This is a genomic window from Ruegeria sp. HKCCD7628, from assembly GCF_057221005.1.
Genome location: NZ_JBWVBA010000009.1, coordinates 151,915 through 167,704, shown reverse-complemented (window position 1 = coordinate 167,704; position 15,790 = coordinate 151,915). Strand labels below are relative to the sequence as shown.

The window sequence follows — 15,790 nt, the reverse complement described above, 5'->3', positions numbered from 1 at the left end:
CCCGGGGGGCGGCATGGCGACCGCCCCCCCGGAAAGCCGTCAGGCGATGTCGCGCGGCGCAAAGGACATCGTGCGGAACGAGGTCTTGTAGGGGCTCGGCCCCAGTTTCCGCAGCTTGGCAACGCCCATCTTGTAGTTGTAGTTGCCACTGATCCAGTCGACGATCCGGCCCTCAAGCGCGTTCGCGGGCTGCTGCATGTGCAGGAAGTCCATGTAGACCACGCTTTTCTTGATGGCGGGCGTGACCATGGCCACGGCGGTGATCGCCGCTTTGGTCAGTTCGATATGCCCGTTCTCCATCAGTTTCGAAAACTGGAAGTCATCGCCTTCCACACCCAGCAGCGTGGTCTTGTTGCCCGGAACGCGTTCCGAATAGACCATCACGTAGTCGCCGCTTTCGATACCACGCTCGGCCGCATCGTCGGGGTGAATCTCAACCCAGTTTTCCGGCCAGCGCTGCACGATATACGGGCGGCGACGGTCGTCAAAGCCAGACTGCCAGCGTTCGTTGATCCGACCGGAGGTCGCCCACAACTCGCCTTCTTCCTTGTTCGGGCTGAGCCATTCCCAATAGTCCGAGAACAGGCCCCAGGGCGATTTCTGGATGTTGCACTTGCCGGTCTGGCTGTTGAAATGCGTCAGCTTCTTGTTGAACACATCCGCACCAGCCGCACCGGTATCGGGCAGTTCGCGGGTTGTGTCATGCAGACGCTTGGTCTCAATCAGCGTGACCCCATCGGCATCCAGCATGACCGGGCATTGAACCCCATCAGTGCCAAACTCACGGACCTTCTGGTGCAGACCTTTGCCTTCCTTCTTGGCCAGACGATAAACCGCGTGGAAGTCCTTGCGCGACCCGCGGGTAAAGCGCACGGCCTCTTCCGCGACCTCGTTCGAGTTCTGCCAGTCGAACCCGTCAAAGCCCATCCGCTGTGCCAGTTGCGCAATGATCCACCAGTCAGGTTTCGCCGCACCGGGGGCATCATAGAACTTCTGGTACAGACGCAAGCGGCGTTCGCCGTTTGCGCGCAGGAAATCTTCCTCACCCCAGGTCGCTGCGGGGAACACGATGTCGGCATAGCGGTTGCCGATCGGGTCCTGCAGATAGATGTCCTGGTTGATCACCACCATACCGCCGCTGTCGGCGCGGGCCTTCAGCGTGTCGATCATCTCTTGCTTGTCGAAAGAGGCGATCTGGTGCGGGTTGCGGACGGTCAGCTCCTCGAACTTGTCGGCCAGTTGTTGGCTGCCGCACATGGACTGGATCCATGTGGTGCCGATCACGTGGGCCATACGGGTATGACCTGCGATCAAATACCGGTCGGTATCCATGGCGCGGCGACGGCGACCGGGCAGTTTCTCGGGCGATTTGTTGCGCGGGTACTTCCCGCCCTTCACGCCGCCCCGCTGGTGACCACCGGCCCGGCCAATGACCTGACCCGGACGACCGCCACAGCCACAGATGATACCCAGAGCCGAGATCGCCTGCGTGTTGCCGGTGTTGTTGGACCAGTAGAACCCTTTCTCGATCATGACCGAGGTTTTGGGTCGTGTGCCATCTGCCTTGGGTTTGGCCAGCCATTCGGCGGCAGTATAGATTTTCTGCACATCGATTTCGGCCATTGCGGCAGCGGTCTCGGGCGCGAACTCATCCTGCGACAGCAGCCACTCTTTCCAGTCCTCAAAGCCTTTGGTCTGGAACTTGCCCCAGGTCGTGCGCCACTGCCATGGCGTGTTGCGGGTGCCCTGGCCAAAGCCGGACGAGCTTTCCCACTTGTTGTTGACCCATTTCTTGATCCAGTCACTGTCTTCCCAGCCATTTTCCACGATTACGCGGGCGATGGCGTTGACGACCAGCAGGTCAGTGCCGGGCAGAACGTCGATATGCAGGCCACCCATCTTGACCGCATGGGCCACACCGGCCGAGCTGCGCGGGATCAGATAGATCTCTTTCTGACCGTTCTGCATCCCCTTCATCATCCACTGGGTATAGAGGATGGTCTTGGTCTCATACGGGTCGGTACCGCAGACCAGCAGGGTCTCTGCATCGCGCCAGTCTTCGTAGGACGGGCCGAAGTTGTCGAAACCCGCATCCCGGAAGCCGGGGGTTGAGGTCACGTCGGACGGCGTGTCGTGGAAGGTGAAGTTGGCGGTGTTGATATGACGCAGCGCGTATTTCGAGATCGCATAGGTGTTCTCGATATACTGATAGCTGAAGGTTTTCACGCCATAGGCATTGGTGCCGTGCTTGGCGATGACGTGGTTGCCCACCTCAGCCGCCACATCCAGCGCCAGATCCCACGGAACCGGCATCAGCGTGCCGTAGATCCGCATCAGCGGTGTCTTCAGACGGTCACGTGTCGGTGTCTGCGGGTTATAGCATTTCTGCGCAATACACCCGCCCCGCAAGGAGCTGTCGCCGTCGGTGTTGACGTATTGCGTGTCCTTGTCCGGGATGATCACCACGTGGTGCGGCTGACCTTTGTGCAGAACGATATTGTGCTGGTTCGGCGCGACCCATGCACCCAGCGGTGCAACAGGGAAATCCTCGCCAAAGGCGTTTTCGTCTGCGGTGGGGCCACCGGGTTTGGCCGTCACGGGCCAGCGGTAGACTTTGTAACCACAGGCCACGATGCAGTAGTCGCAGGCGGTCGAGATGACCTCGGCGCCTTTGGGCGGCAGCGGGACGTTGGTTTCGGGTACGTAATACGGGGTTGCCATGTGAGTATCCCCTTCCCTTATGCAATCAGGTTGTCGTAGCGGCCGTAGATCAGGCCGAACATGCCGACGGCGTAGATGTCATCACCGTCCAGTTCCAAAAGGACCTGCGGCAGCGACTGATAGGCTTGCCCCGAAACGAGGATGCCGTGCCGTGTCAGGTCATAGGTGGACAGGTGCAGCGGGCACGGGCCCAGCACCTTATGTTCGGGTTTGTAGCTGTCATACATCGACCCGCCCTGGTGGGTGCAGGTGAGGTTGAAGGCCACAACGTCCTTTTGCGGACCGATGCCACCGCCGCTTTCCACGCCGGTCTTGACCAGAATCGAGTCCGAATAGTCGCCCTCATCGGGGTAGTAGAACTCGACCGGGACATCCTGTTCCAGCTCGGACAGTTTGCCGATCAGCTTGCGCGGATAGGTGGACACAAGGGCAGGAACCTGTTCAGCCTGGCCGTGGCGAGTGGGCATGGCCACCATCACGGCAAAGGTTGTTGCGCCCGAGGCGAATAGGAACTGGCGGCGGTTCACGGTGCAGGCCTTCTTGGCCTCGCCAGAACAGCTGCATCCGGTTGCGTTATGATCTTTCATGACGCTTACTCCTCTGCTGCAACCGCAGAAAGCGGCTGGTAATCCGGCAGATCGGGCTCTTCGACCAAGATCTCGTCACCGGACAGGGATTTCAGGAAGGCCACCAGATCCGCCTTTTCCTGATCGTTCAGGCCAAGCGGCTGGATCAGATCGGATTTGGTTGCTGCGAATTCATTCTCGCCACCGCCCTGGTTGTAGAATTCAACCACGTCCTCGAGCGTCTCCAACATGCCGTTATGCATGTAGGGTTCGGTGTAGAGGGTGTAGCGCAGGCTTGGCGTGCGGAACTTGCCCAGATCGGCCTTTTCCTTGGTGCGGAAATAGAAACCGGGGTCGTCTTTGGTGTGGCGATAGAAATCCTCGGTCGAGCCTTTGGCATAGAGCTCATACCGGAAGGTCACTTGCGCCAGACCGTCATCTTCCCAGCCGCTATAAGGTGGAACGCCGGTGTTGTAGTACTTCTCATCCGACAGCAGCGCGCCGTTGTGGCATTCGGAACATTGCGCCTTGCCGGTAAACAGCTCCAGCCCGCGTTTCTGCTCGTTGGTCAGCGCCGCATCATCCCCGCGCAGGTAGTTGTCGAAGGGCGTGTCGGTCTGAACGATGGTGCGTTCAAACGCAGCGATTGCGCGCCATGCGTTGCTGATGCGCGGCCATTGATCGCCGAAGACATCGTTAAAGCGTTCGACATATTCGGGCACAAAGGCCAGGCGGGCCTCCATCATGTCGGCCTCGCCGTTGCCGGCGACTGCACCGCCTGCAGCGGATTTGGCCTGGCTTTCAAGGCTCTTACTTGATCCCGCCCAGAACAGTTTGCCGTAGTACGCCGAGTTCACGATGGTCTGGCTGTTGCGCCAGTGAGTCGTGCCGGGATAACCGAACGAGATCGGCGCTTCGACGTCCCAGCCCACATCGGGCAGGTGACAGGCCGAACACGGCGTTGTCTCGTTTCCGCCCAGCCGAGGATCGAAGAACAGCATCTTGCCCAGTTCGATCTTGGCCTCGGTCTGCGGGTTGTCCAGCGGGATGGGCGGCTCGCCCAGCGCCACTAACGGCGCATCGGGATCGGGGTCTGCGCCGCCGATACCGGCCTCAATCGCGATACTGTCCGCAGCGAACGCTTGCGAACCGATGGCGGCAAACAAGGCAGCGGTGGCGATTGTGCCTGAAAGGTAAGACTTAAGGTCTTTCATGGGTCCACTCCTCAGTTTGTCGTTTCGCGCCAGTTTTCGATCGGCGCATAGTCCGTATCGATCTCTTCGGCGACGAATTCGGGCCCGGTCAGCGGCTCGCCTGACAGAGCCTTAAGGAAGGCCACCAGCCGCGCTTGTTCGGTCTCAGAAAGGTTCAGCGGCTTGATGCGCGGATCCTTGTTTTCATCGTCACCGCCACCGGCGTTGTAGAAGGCCACCACATCTTCGAGCGTTTCCATCGTGCCGTTGTGCATATACGGCGCGGTATAGGTCAGCTCGCGCAGCGTGGGGGTCATTAAGGTGCCGAACGTGTCGGCAGTGTGGGTGCGGATATACGCTCCGGGGTCGGCGCGCAGGTTCATGTAGTTCTCGACGCCGAGGAACTTCATCATCGTCACGAAGGTGATGTGACGGGTCGGGTCCGCCCAGATGTCAGGGTTGTCACCGACGCCGATATTGTGCGGCAGGTCATCGGTGAACCGTTCGCCCGAGTGGCACGAATTACAGCCGCTGGCGTTGAACAGCTCATACCCCGCCTTGGCCTCGTCCGACATCTCTCCAGTGTCGAAGGGCGCGCCGCGCGAGATCAGCGTTTTCAGATATTCCGGGATCGCGTTACGGACGCCACCGTTCGAAGGTTCACCAAATCCCGCGGCTTCGAACATCTCGACATAGACCGGGTCCTGCTTGATGCGTTCCTGCATCAGACGCATGTCCATGTTCATGGAATAGGTCTCGGTGATGCTTTCGCGGGTCACGTCATTCAGGTTGGTGCCTATCCGCCCGTCATGGAACCATGCCTCGCGCTTGGCGCTGTTGATCAGCGTCGGCACGTTGCGGAAATGCAGGTTGCCCGTATAGGCGTCCGACAGGGCCTGCCCGTCGGTGAACCCGTTTTCCGGCTGGTGGCAACTGGAACAGGACAGCGCAGCGTCGCCGGACAGTCGCGGATCAAAGAAAAGTCGTTTGCCAAGGGCCGCCTTGGCTGGGTCGAACTCTATGGCTTCTACCGGGCCCGGCTCATCCGCCTGGGCCTGGTGAACCGGGAACGCAGCGCTCATCGTCAGCAGCGAAACTGTCGACAGCGCCGAGAACCATGTTCTGGCTTTGGTCATCATCTAAAAGCCCCTTTATCGCTATTCCGATCACTCGGTTTGGCCGAGGACCGGCTGAGCGAACCTTAGGGGGCAGATGTGTCACCAGAATTTGAAATGGATTAAAGAGTGTGAAGAGTTGTGAAGAAATGTAACGAGACCCTAGGCCATAAGGCTCCGGATAATACGTGCAAGACTTTGAACATCATACGGTTTTTGCATCCGTACCGTTTGATCGCTTTCAGCCGGACTGTCTGCATCATCGAAATAACTACTGACAAGAATCGTAGGAACATCCGGTCGGACGGCCTGCACCGAGGCGATAAGGTCAGTGCCCATAAGCTCTGGCATCATCAAATCTGACACGATCACATCATAGCTGTCGGGCGCCGCCCGAAAGGCGTCCAACGCGCGCATTGGTTGCGAATAGGCCTCGACCCGGTAGCCATATCGCGTCAGCAACCGGCGCGTGACATATAGAATGTTCTCATCGTCATCGACCAGCAGGATGTGTTCGTCCCCGGTGACTGCGCGGGCCTCTTGCTGCTGTTGCCCACTCAGAATCGGCATCATGGGATAGAACAGGCTGAACCGGGTCCCCTTGCCCGGCGTCGAGGACAGTTCGACCCGCCCGCGGCATTCCTCGACGCTGTTGCGGACGATCGCCATACCCAGACCGGTGCCTTTCCCGACCGGTTTGGTAGAAAAAAAGGGTTCGAATATCTTCTCTTGCACCTCGGGCGTCATCCCCGGCCCGTCATCGGTTACATCCAGTCGGATCACCCCAATCGCATCGTCCGGCAGATCGTCAAGGGATTCATCCTCGGCCTGACTGATGCGCAACACAACGTCGCCCGGGTGATCGCCGATGGCTTCGAACGCGTTGTGGCACAGGTTCAGCAGGGTCTGAAAAAACAATGTACCGTCGAATTCAGCAAAAGCCTGTTCAATGTCGATGTCAAAGCGGGTCTTCACGCTGGGAGGCGCGGCAACCTTGATCAGGTCCAACGCCTCTTGCGTGGCTTTGACCATATCGCCGCGTTGCGGATTTCGAGGCCGCTGGCGGGCAAAGGTCAGCATCTTGCGCACAAGCGCCTGAGCGCGACGTGCCGCGATACGAATATGGTTGACCGAGGTCTGAATGTCCTCGTTGTCCTCGGCGTCCAACTCGATCAGCTCGGCATTTCCGATCACGCTCATCAGCACGTTGTTGAAGTCGTGCGCGACCGAACCGGCCAGAATGCCCACAGCCTCCATCTTCTGGACCTGAGCGAATTGCTCGCGCGTGCGGCGGGATTCGGTCATGTCCTCGCCGATACCGATATAGTGGGTGATGCTGCCATTCTGATCGACCAGCGGGAAAATCGCGGTCGAAACCCAGTAATGCGTCCCGTCTTTGCGCAGGTTGCGAAACACACCGTACCAGCTTTGGCCGCTTTTCAGTTTGGCCTTCAGGTCGCTATAGACCCCCTGCCCCGAATGCCCCGATTGCAGCATTTTGGGCGAATGGCCATAGACCTCGTGCGGACCGTACCCGCTGAGGTCAAAGAACTTGCGATTGGCGTATTCAATCCTCAGGTCGGTGTCGGTGATGATGATCGAGGCCGGGCTTTGTTCAACCGCCCGCGCCAGTTTGCGCTCGGCCAGTTCCACTTGTTCACGCAAGGCAAGTTCGGCCTTTAGGCGACGGTTGGTGCGCAAGATATTGGCGATCAGCAAAGTGGTCAGGATCGCGATCACGCCCACCAAAACGATCAACCCCACCAGCAGAAACGAGAAATTTCGGACCAGACGTTCTCCGTCCGAGAACGCGCGCACCATACTGGACAGACTGCGGTCGCGCTCTTGCACCCACAGGGTTTCAAGGGTCTGCAACGCCGCCAGGGCGTCGCGGTCATCCACACGCACCAACGCATCGATCTGCTCTGCGCTCAGGCCTGCGCCGATACCCTCCTCGATCAAAGGGATATTGCCAGTGTATTCCATGGCCACCGCTTCGATCTGCGCTAACGCTTCCAATTCAGTGGGGGATGGGTCCGAGGCGCGATAGGCTGCGATGGTATCCAGCAGACTTTGGGACTGCCGTCGCAGGCGTGGACCCAAATCGGGGTCATTGCGCAGCACATAATTCTTGAAGTTGTGGATCAGTCCGCCATAGCCAAAGTCTTCGCGAATGTCCGATATCCAGTAGCCACGCGGTGTGGTCTCGACCGAATAGTCCTGCCATGCCATTCGCATGTCACCTATCCGGTTCCCGGTTTCACGGGACATATACAGAAAAACGGACAGAATGATCGCCAAAGCGATGCCAATCACAAATGCAACAGCCAGAGGCCGCTTCAGTGATCCATCTTCCTGTTGGGAGTTGCTGTCCATGTTTGTCCCCTATCCCGTTGAGAACCGGGATAAGGGCGTTGCCTGACAGGTGGAATGCGCCACAACCGCGCGTACAGCCCTAAGCTTTGGACTTGTCCGTGGTCAGACCATTGGTTTCCGCAACGAAATCAGCCAGCATGGGTACATAGTCATCACCCCGACCTGCAGCCTCCATCGCCGCAAACGCGTTACGCAGAGTCGCCTGTACCGGCGTGACCGCGCCGATACTATTGGCCAGGTTCGCGACATATCGCATGTCTTTATGCGCGTTCGTGATGGCAAAGCGATGGGCGTTTTCGTCCCCTTCGAGCGTCCATTTCATGAATGTATCGTAGAACCCGTTGGACAGGCGGCTTGGACGCAGAACAGAATCCACCTGTTCTACGGTCAGCCCGGCCTTACGGGCTACGGCCAGCGCCTCGGAATACAAAACAGCATAGCCCATGGCGACGAAGTTGTTGACCAGCTTCATCTTGTGACCCATCCCGACCTCACCCATGTGCACGACCAGACCGGCCCAGCATTCCAGTACTGGTTTGATGCGCGCCAAGGTTTCGGGCGATGCGCCGACCATTGTATCCAGCGTTCCGGCCTCGGCCTCTTTCGGAGTTCGGCCCAAAGGCGCGTCTGCAAGATCCATGCCCGCAGCCCGCAGCTCTTGCACAAGTTGCAAGGTCGACACGGGATCCGATGTCGAACAATCAACAACCACCAACCCTTTTTTGCCCGAGGCCAGGATACCGTTTTCGCCACGGATCAGCTGTTCGACCTGCGGGCTGCCCGAGACGCACAAATGGATGATGTCGCAGGCCTCGGCCATTTCACGCGCCGAGGTGACTTCGGTCGCACCACGCTGCACAAGATCTTCGACGGGTTGTCGGTTGCGATGCCCCATCACCACAAGGGGGTATCCATTTTCGACGATGTTTTTGGCCATGCCATGACCCATCAGCCCAACGCCAATGAATCCGATAACGGGTTTGTTCATGTTCAGTCCTTTTCTGATCCGGCGATTGGATTTAGCTGTCCGAGGATTGAGCCCAAAGGTTGACCTCGCCATTCTGCGAATAGCGGTCGATTTCGGCCAGTTCATCGACCGTGAATTCAATATTGTTCAGCGCCCCGACGCAGTCGACGATCTGTTCACTGCGGGATGCACCGATCAACGCCGTGGTGATCCCGCCATCGCGCAACACCCAGGCAATCGCCATCTGCGCCAGCGTCTGACCGCGCCTCTTGGCAATCGCATCCAGATTGCGCAGGTTCTCGATCGTGCTTTCGGTCAGCAGATCGGGGTTCAGTGATTTGTCTTCGGTTGCTCGGCTGCCTTCCGGCACGCCGCTCAGATACTTGCCGGTCAACATTCCCTGCGCCAGAGGGGTGAACGCGATCGACCCGATCCCCAACTCTTGCAGGGTGGCCTTCAGCCCGTCCGTCTCAACCCAACGGTTAATCATGTTGTAGCTGGGCTGATGAATGATGCAGGGCGTGCCAAGGTCCTTCAGGATCGCCGCAGCCTCGCGCGTGCGTTGGGAATTATAGGACGAAATCCCCACATAAAGCGCCTTGCCAGAGCGTACGATCTGATCCAGCGCGCCCATGGTTTCCTCGAGCGGTGTGTTCGGATCAAACCGATGCGAATAGAAGATATCCACATAATCAAGACCCATCCGCCGAAGGCTTTGGTCACAGGACGCGATCAGGTATTTACGGCTGCCCCATTCGCCGTAAGGGCCTGGCCACATGTCATATCCGGCTTTGGACGAGATCACCAATTCATCCCTGTAACCGGCAAAATCATTTTTCAGGATTTCACCAAACGCCTCTTCAGCGCTGCCCGCAGGCGGGCCATAATTGTTGGCCAGATCAAAATGCGTGATCCCCAGGTCAAATGCCGTTCGACAAAGCTTTTGTTTCAACTGATGAGGCCGGTCAGCACCAAAATTATGCCACAGCCCCAGCGAGATCGCGGGCAGTTTCAGACCGCTGTTGCCGCAATAGTTATAGGTCATCTCCGCATAGCGTGTCGCGCTGTGCACATAGGTGTTCGACGTCATTTTCGGGTGTCCTGAATCAGTGATGTCATTGCGCCCCGCGCTCGCCACGGCACCAAATGCGTGGCTGATGTTCAGCGCAGGTTGCCCGGATCATATTCCGTCGGCGACTTGCGCTCAAATGTCTTTAACCCTATTAAAAACATCTTATTGAACATCAGGAACATGGTCATGGCACGCCCAGATCGCGTTTTCAAAGCCGCCTATAATGCCATGCTGGACGCTTTGGTCGCCAATCCCAGCATCCAGAACATCTCGGTGATCGCGCGACAATTGGATGTCAGCAGAACAACCGCGCGCGCAATTCTGAAGAGGTTGGAAAAAGCAGGGATATTGACGCAGGCCGGGCCAGACCGGCAATTGCTTCGGGTCCCTCAGCGGCGGGATTATTTCGCCGCCAGCGAAACCATGGACATGCGCGATGCCTTGGAGGCCACATTCATGCAAATGATCCGAAGCGAGGATATCGGTCCGGGCGCGCTGCTGAACGAGAGGCTTCTGGCGCGACAGCTCAACGTTTCGGTCCAGACCATGCGCGAATTTCTGATCGGGCTCAGCCGGTTCGGTTTCGTCCGCAAGGACCACCACCGCCGATGGGTTTTGGAAGGCGTCACCCGAAAATACGCGCTAGAGCTGCATGAGGTCCGCGTGATGTTCGAAAGCAGAGCAGTCGAGAAGCTCTGCCAGATCCCCGAGAATGACCCGTTCTGGGGCGGGCTCATCAGGTTGAAACAGGATCATCTCGAGATTTCGGCGCACTCCGATTTCGCTGACTTGGATTTCCCCGCCCTGGACACCAAGTTTCATCGGTTTCTGAACGCGCATGCCGACAATAGGCTGATCGTGGGGTTTCAGGACGCGATCTCGATGATCTTCAACCACCACTACCTTTGGCCGCTGGAAAATCAGATGCACCATCACCTGACCGCGACCTCAGATCACCTGCAGATCATTCAGGCGGTTCTGGAGCGCGACCACCGTAAAGCCCGCGCAGCGATGCAATCCCATCTCGACGCCACCCGGCACCGGTTCGAGGAGGCCACATCCTAAGACCCAAACTCAGACCGCCTGATGGACTTCGATGACGTTGCCTTCGGGGTCGTGAAAGAACACCTGATGCCATTCTTTGGCAAAGGCAGTTCCATAATCCGAATAGGGAATGCCGTTGTCGTCCAGCAGCTTCATGAAGGCCGCAATATCATCGGTTCTAAAAGCGATGTGGCCGCGTTCGACCGGGTTTATCGTTTCGCCATGCTTAAAGGCGACGCCGAGGTCTTTCTCGGCCAGGTGCATCTGCATCTGCCCATCGGTCGCAAAGCGGATCTTGCCGCTATAGCCCCGGTCCTTCGTATCCTCGGATCGTGGGAAATTTTGGATCGGGATGTCATCCAACCCCAGAACGCCCGTGTAAAAATCGTGGAGACGATCCACATCTTGCGAGACAAAGTTGATATGGTGGAATTCCAATTTCATATCCGCGTCTTTCCATCGGCTGAGCATATTTTTTCAGATCGCAGATGATCAGAACCCGATGAGTTCAACAATCACAAATCTGACAGAGATCCCTGAAGAACGGACCTAACGGCATTTGCAATCGAACCGCAGCCGCAGGCAATTTGCAGGGATTCAAAACAACAACCTTGAAAAACAGCCCGTTTAGAGTGTCACTGTCAGTATGAAGATCGGAAAAAACTCATGAAGTCATGGATCATCACGGTTCATGTCTGCTGCATGCTGGCCCTTGCTGCATGCGCGCCCACGTCCCGGACCTATGAAAAGACGGTGACGCGATCCGTCGCCGCCGAACCGACAAGCCAGCTTTACCGCGCGGCCAGCAGGTTGGGCGATCCCGGCGACGGGCGATCGGGCGTACGACTTGTCAGCGATGGGGAACAGGCGCTGGTCATTCGGCTGCTGATGGCGGCAGCGGCAGAGCAAACGATTGATGCGCAATACTATCTGCTTCACGACGATCCGACCGGGCATCTGTTTGCTGCAAGCCTGTTGCGTGCTGCGGACCGGGGTGTCCGCGTGCGCCTGTTGTTGGACGATATGGACACGTCCGGATACGATGCGATGACTGCCGCCCTTGATCTGCATGAGAATATCGAGATCAGGCTGTTCAACCCGTTCTGGCGAGATCAAAGCCTGCTGATCGCCGGTCTGACCGACTTTAAACGCATCAACCGTCGGATGCATAACAAGTCGATGACCGCAGACAATACATTCACCATTGTAGGTGGGCGCAATATCGGTGCCGAGTATTTTCTGGCCCGCGAGGAAATGAACTATGCGGATTTGGATGTGCTGGCCACTGGCCCAGTGGTCCGTCAGGTCTCGGACAGTTTCGATACCTACTGGAACAGTGAATTCGCCGTTCCTGCCGCTGTGGTGATTGATGAACCCCAGGGCGTTTCACTGAACGAGGCACGCGACCGGCTGAATGACCTTGTCGACGAGGCGCGCGATACGCCTTATGGCAACGCCCTGCGCAGGTCAGCGCAAGAGACCTTTGCCGGCAACGCATTGTCGGTTGATTGGGTTCAGGCCCGGCTATACGCCGACCCTCCATCCAAAGCAGCCGGCGCGGATGATCCCGAACAGATACTCGCGTCGCAATTGTTGCCCTATTTTGAGACAGCAAAAAACGAGGTCAACATCATCTCGGCGTATTTTGTGCCTCGAAACAAAGGGGTTGCATGGATGTCCGAGCTGGAAAACCGCGGCGTCGATATCAAGGTCGTCACCAATTCGCTGGCGTCAAACGACGTGGCACCGGTCTATGCCCATTACGCCAAAAAGCGCCGCGCCCTGTTGCGCGCCGGCGTCGAGCTGTACGAGCTGCGCCCGGATGCCTATCAGGTTCAACAACGCGGTATTAACTGGGCACAATCCCGTTCGGGTCTGCATTCCAAGGCGTTCACCATTGATGATCGCTACGTTTTCGTCGGGTCGTTCAATTGGGATCCCAGATCCGTCAATATCAACACCGAGATGGGCATCCTGATCGATTCGCCCGACTTGGCGGTTCGGACAATGGGCGCGCTGGACGAGGCGCTGCCCGCGTACACGTACAACGTGACGCTTGAAGAGGCTGGCAAACTGGTTTGGACAACCCGGCAACAGGACGGCACTGTCCTGCGATATGACGCCGAGCCGACAGGATCGGCATGGGATCACATAATCTCGGGCGTTCTGGCCATTTTACCGATCGGTTCGCAGCTTTAAAACACGGCAGTTCGGGTTCAGACCCTTGCTTTTTCGAAGGCCGTCCATGCGGTTTCGAACGCGTCGAAATCAAAACCCGGCTGGGTGGCGGCGTCCAGAATGATACGCTCCGTCGTCAGCAGCTTTTGGATCGCGCCTTCCAGCTGATCGACGATATCCTTTGGAATGACCAATGCGCCGTGTCGATCTGCATGGATCAAGTCACCCGGATCTACCGTCATACCAAATACCGAGACCGGCGTGTCCAGATCGCGTACATGGACGAAACCATGGCTTGGACCAACTGAGCCTGCAACAACCGGGAATCCGTCTGGCAGATCACCAAGATCGCGCATTACGCCATTGGTCAACGCCCCTGACATGCCAAACCCTTTGTGAATGGTGGTGTTAATCTCGCCCCAATAGGCGCCGATGCAGTCGGGGTAATCCACATCTTCTATCACAGCGACCGAGGGCGCGGGGCCTTCAGCCATGTATTTGTAATAGTCCATGCGTCTGGCACGGATAACGTCGGGCTCCTCGGTCGGGGGTGCAACTGCTGCAATTTTTGCCGTGCGCGCATAGCCCACGATTGCAGGCTCATTCGGGGCCGAACACATCATGGTACCGCGCGTAAATCTGTCAAATCCTCGCTTACCCTGAGCGACTTCTATGGCGTTGCAGACAGTGGGCGTATCCACTTTGCGCAACAGTGACAAAAGGGATGGTGTCATATGTCCTCCAACCAGCGCGCCAAAGCCGCCGTTGTTTCGTTTGGTTTCTCCAATGTGGGCAGGTGACCAGCCCCATCAATGACGTGCAGTACGCTGTTTGGCAGTAGATCGTGCATCAACTGGTGGCGCTCGACCGGGCACAACCCGTCCTCGCGACCGCAAAGAACCAGCGCGGGCCCGGTATAGGCGAACAAAGTTGCACGTTGATCGGGTCGGTCCATCAAGGCTTGCGATTGACGCAGAAAGACTTGAGGGCCCAGACCAGTTGCCATCTCCATGCACAAATCCAGAACAGCCCCCTGACGCGGCCCGTCTGCAAGATAGTTGGGTTTCATTTCGTCTCGCATTACATGCCACAGCCGCCCTTCGCGCACCGCGTCCATCTGCGGAGCACGGCGGGCTTTGACATCGGGCAGCTCGGCCATCGGGTTCGTGTCCAGCAAGGCCAGGCGTTCAATACGCTCGGGGGCCTGACGCAGAACCTCCATGGCAACAATCCCGCCCATCGACAAACCCGCCAGTGCAAATACGGGTGGCGCGTTGCGCAGGATATCCGCTGCCAGTTCCTGCACGCTGTCGTGCTGACACAGGGGAAAGGTCATCATCGGTACCTTGCCGGACAACGCGTCGATCTGCGGGCCGAAAAGCCGCGCATCGCACATCATGCCCGGTAACAGAATCAACGGTGTCATGCGCGGGCCAGCTCTGCCCCCTGGGCCAGCGCCTCAAGCTTGGCATAGGCGATCTGCGGATCAATCGCGCCGAATCCCGCAAACGTCCCAAAACCGCAATCGCTGCCTGCGATAACCCGATCCTCGCCGACAATACCGGTAAAGCGTTCAATCCGTTGCGCCACAAGCTCGGGGTGTTCAATGAAATTGGTGGTGGTGTCGACCACTCCGGGGACCAGAACCTTGTCATCGGGGATCTCGGCTTTACGATCCCGGAACACTGTCCACTCATGCGCATGGCGCGGGTTCGACGTCTCGAATAGGACATAGCGCGATTTTGTTGCCATCAGGGTGCTGAACACCTTGTCCATCGCGATATCGCAACAATGCGGGCCTTCGTAATTCCCCCAGCAGATATGCACTCGCACCCGGTCCTGCGGCACGTTTTGCAGCGCATGGTTCAGGGCCTCGACATGCATATCCGCGATCTTGAGAAATTCGTCATCCGACAGGTCCGTGAACAACATGTGGCGGGACAGGGCAAGGTCGGGGCAATCCAGCTGAATGTCCAAACCTGCCGCGACAATGGTTTCGTATTCCTCTTTCATCGCATCTGCCAATGCGGCCAGATAAGCCTCGCGGGTTGGGTAGAAATCATTTTGCAGAAACAGCGAGATCACACCCGGTGACGCGGCATTCATGAAACCCTGACCAACATCGTGCCGCGCCATGGCCGCCTTGAGGTTGGCGATGTCTTTCTGCAATTCACCTTGCCCCTTCGAGCGGACCTTGCCCGTACACATGGGTCGCGCATATTTCGGGGTGCCGCCATCATCGGCCAGCCGCTGCAGAAAGCTTGGGAACATCTTGAGATCCGCCGGCGCATTGCGCGGGCTGTCTCCGGAAAACCCGGTATAGCGATCTTTGACATAAGTCGCATAGGAAATCTTCGACGTCTCTCCGTCGCTGACAACGTCTATACCAGCGTCGGCTTGTTGGCGGACAGTCTCGTCGACGGCGCCCGCCATGCAGGCATCAAAGGCTGCTGCGTCATAGGGTTCGCCATTTTCACGGGCAAAGATAAAGTCCACGACCTCTTGCTTACGTGGCAAAGACCCGACATGCGTGGTTTTTACAGGCATCTTTGGCCTCC

The 15,790-nt window shown here is 57.9% G+C and carries 13 protein-coding genes; 2 read left to right on the top strand and 11 right to left on the bottom strand.

Going from position 1 to position 15,790, the window contains the following annotated elements; all coding sequences use genetic code 11:
* Nucleotides 1-39: 39 nt before the first annotated feature.
* The 7 genes from AC2TAD_RS17610 to mgrA form a co-directional block, all read right to left on the bottom strand.
* A complete protein-coding gene (locus AC2TAD_RS17610) occupies nucleotides 40-2,721 on the bottom strand; it encodes an arsenate reductase (azurin) large subunit (RefSeq protein WP_480869179.1) in 2,682 nt (893 codons plus the stop codon).
* A gap of 17 nt (nucleotides 2,722-2,738) precedes the next feature.
* Entirely contained in the window at nucleotides 2,739-3,308 is a 570-nt protein-coding gene (locus tag AC2TAD_RS17605) for an arsenate reductase (azurin) small subunit (RefSeq protein ID WP_480869177.1), read from the bottom strand.
* Between the two features lie 5 nt (nucleotides 3,309-3,313).
* On the bottom strand, nucleotides 3,314-4,501 hold the full coding sequence (locus AC2TAD_RS17600; RefSeq protein ID WP_480869175.1) for a cytochrome-c peroxidase: 1,188 nt from the start codon (nucleotides 4,499-4,501) through the stop codon (nucleotides 3,314-3,316).
* An 11-nt stretch (nucleotides 4,502-4,512) separates the two neighbouring features.
* The gene (locus tag AC2TAD_RS17595) at nucleotides 4,513-5,619 is read right to left on the bottom strand and encodes a cytochrome-c peroxidase (protein ID WP_480869173.1); all 1,107 of its coding nucleotides are present in this window, start codon (nucleotides 5,617-5,619) and stop codon (nucleotides 4,513-4,515) included.
* Between the two features lie 138 nt (nucleotides 5,620-5,757).
* The gene (locus AC2TAD_RS17590; RefSeq protein WP_480869171.1) at nucleotides 5,758-7,971 is read right to left on the bottom strand and encodes a hybrid sensor histidine kinase/response regulator; all 2,214 of its coding nucleotides are present in this window, start codon (nucleotides 7,969-7,971) and stop codon (nucleotides 5,758-5,760) included.
* A gap of 79 nt (nucleotides 7,972-8,050) precedes the next feature.
* Entirely contained in the window at nucleotides 8,051-9,031 is a 981-nt protein-coding gene (locus AC2TAD_RS17585; protein WP_480869169.1) for an NAD(P)-dependent oxidoreductase, read from the bottom strand.
* Complete coding sequence (mgrA, locus tag AC2TAD_RS17580) at nucleotides 8,991-10,028, bottom strand: L-glyceraldehyde 3-phosphate reductase (protein ID WP_480869166.1); 1,038 nt, start codon at nucleotides 10,026-10,028, stop codon at nucleotides 8,991-8,993. Before mgrA ends, AC2TAD_RS17585 begins: the two co-directional genes overlap by 41 nt.
* Before the next feature lie 168 nt (nucleotides 10,029-10,196).
* Here mgrA and AC2TAD_RS17575 point away from each other — a divergent pair, with 168 nt between their 5' ends.
* A complete protein-coding gene (locus AC2TAD_RS17575) occupies nucleotides 10,197-11,075 on the top strand; it encodes an FCD domain-containing protein (protein ID WP_480869164.1) in 879 nt (292 codons plus the stop codon).
* Between the two features lie 9 nt (nucleotides 11,076-11,084).
* On the opposite strand, the gene AC2TAD_RS17570 is transcribed toward AC2TAD_RS17575, so the two are convergent.
* Complete coding sequence (locus AC2TAD_RS17570; RefSeq protein ID WP_353392843.1) at nucleotides 11,085-11,498, bottom strand: VOC family protein; 414 nt, start codon at nucleotides 11,496-11,498, stop codon at nucleotides 11,085-11,087.
* 222 nt (nucleotides 11,499-11,720) lie between these two features.
* Here AC2TAD_RS17570 and AC2TAD_RS17565 point away from each other — a divergent pair, with 222 nt between their 5' ends.
* Nucleotides 11,721-13,253: a phospholipase D family protein gene (locus AC2TAD_RS17565; RefSeq protein ID WP_170755255.1), complete on the top strand. Its 1,533-nt coding sequence runs from the start codon at nucleotides 11,721-11,723 to the stop codon at nucleotides 13,251-13,253.
* A gap of 17 nt (nucleotides 13,254-13,270) precedes the next feature.
* Here AC2TAD_RS17565 and AC2TAD_RS17560 read toward each other — a convergent pair whose 3' ends face one another.
* The 3 genes from AC2TAD_RS17560 to AC2TAD_RS17550 are packed head-to-tail and all read right to left on the bottom strand — an operon-like array spanning nucleotide 13,271 to nucleotide 15,779.
* On the bottom strand, nucleotides 13,271-13,966 hold the full coding sequence (locus AC2TAD_RS17560; protein ID WP_480869162.1) for an RraA family protein: 696 nt from the start codon (nucleotides 13,964-13,966) through the stop codon (nucleotides 13,271-13,273).
* Complete coding sequence (locus tag AC2TAD_RS17555) at nucleotides 13,963-14,658, bottom strand: alpha/beta fold hydrolase (protein WP_480869160.1); 696 nt, start codon at nucleotides 14,656-14,658, stop codon at nucleotides 13,963-13,965. Before AC2TAD_RS17555 ends, AC2TAD_RS17560 begins: the two co-directional genes overlap by 4 nt.
* Entirely contained in the window at nucleotides 14,655-15,779 is a 1,125-nt protein-coding gene (locus AC2TAD_RS17550) for a cobalamin-independent methionine synthase II family protein (protein WP_480869158.1), read from the bottom strand. Before AC2TAD_RS17550 ends, AC2TAD_RS17555 begins: the two co-directional genes overlap by 4 nt.
* Between the last annotated feature and the right edge of the window lie 11 nt (nucleotides 15,780-15,790).

Excerpts from the sequence above, each read along its gene's own strand:
- AC2TAD_RS17590 (WP_480869171.1), bottom strand. The coding sequence starts at position 7,971 with ATGGACAGCAACTCCCAACAGGAAGATGGATCACTGAAGCGGCCTCTG.
- AC2TAD_RS17570 (WP_353392843.1), bottom strand. The coding sequence starts at position 11,498 with ATGAAATTGGAATTCCACCATATCAACTTTGTCTCGCAAGATGTGGAT.
- AC2TAD_RS17550 (WP_480869158.1), bottom strand. The coding sequence starts at position 15,779 with ATGCCTGTAAAAACCACGCATGTCGGGTCTTTGCCACGTAAGCAAGAG.
- AC2TAD_RS17585 (WP_480869169.1), bottom strand. The coding sequence starts at position 9,031 with ATGGCGAGGTCAACCTTTGGGCTCAATCCTCGGACAGCTAAATCCAAT.
- AC2TAD_RS17560 (WP_480869162.1), bottom strand. The coding sequence starts at position 13,966 with ATGACACCATCCCTTTTGTCACTGTTGCGCAAAGTGGATACGCCCACT.
- mgrA (WP_480869166.1), bottom strand. The coding sequence starts at position 10,028 with ATGACGTCGAACACCTATGTGCACAGCGCGACACGCTATGCGGAGATG.
- AC2TAD_RS17595 (WP_480869173.1), bottom strand. The coding sequence starts at position 5,619 with ATGATGACCAAAGCCAGAACATGGTTCTCGGCGCTGTCGACAGTTTCG.
- AC2TAD_RS17600 (WP_480869175.1), bottom strand. The coding sequence starts at position 4,501 with ATGAAAGACCTTAAGTCTTACCTTTCAGGCACAATCGCCACCGCTGCC.
- AC2TAD_RS17605 (WP_480869177.1), bottom strand. The coding sequence starts at position 3,308 with ATGAAAGATCATAACGCAACCGGATGCAGCTGTTCTGGCGAGGCCAAG.
- AC2TAD_RS17575 (WP_480869164.1), top strand. The coding sequence starts at position 10,197 with ATGGCACGCCCAGATCGCGTTTTCAAAGCCGCCTATAATGCCATGCTG.
- AC2TAD_RS17565 (WP_170755255.1), top strand. The coding sequence starts at position 11,721 with ATGAAGTCATGGATCATCACGGTTCATGTCTGCTGCATGCTGGCCCTT.
- AC2TAD_RS17555 (WP_480869160.1), bottom strand. The coding sequence starts at position 14,658 with ATGACACCGTTGATTCTGTTACCGGGCATGATGTGCGATGCGCGGCTT.
- AC2TAD_RS17610 (WP_480869179.1), bottom strand. The coding sequence starts at position 2,721 with ATGGCAACCCCGTATTACGTACCCGAAACCAACGTCCCGCTGCCGCCC.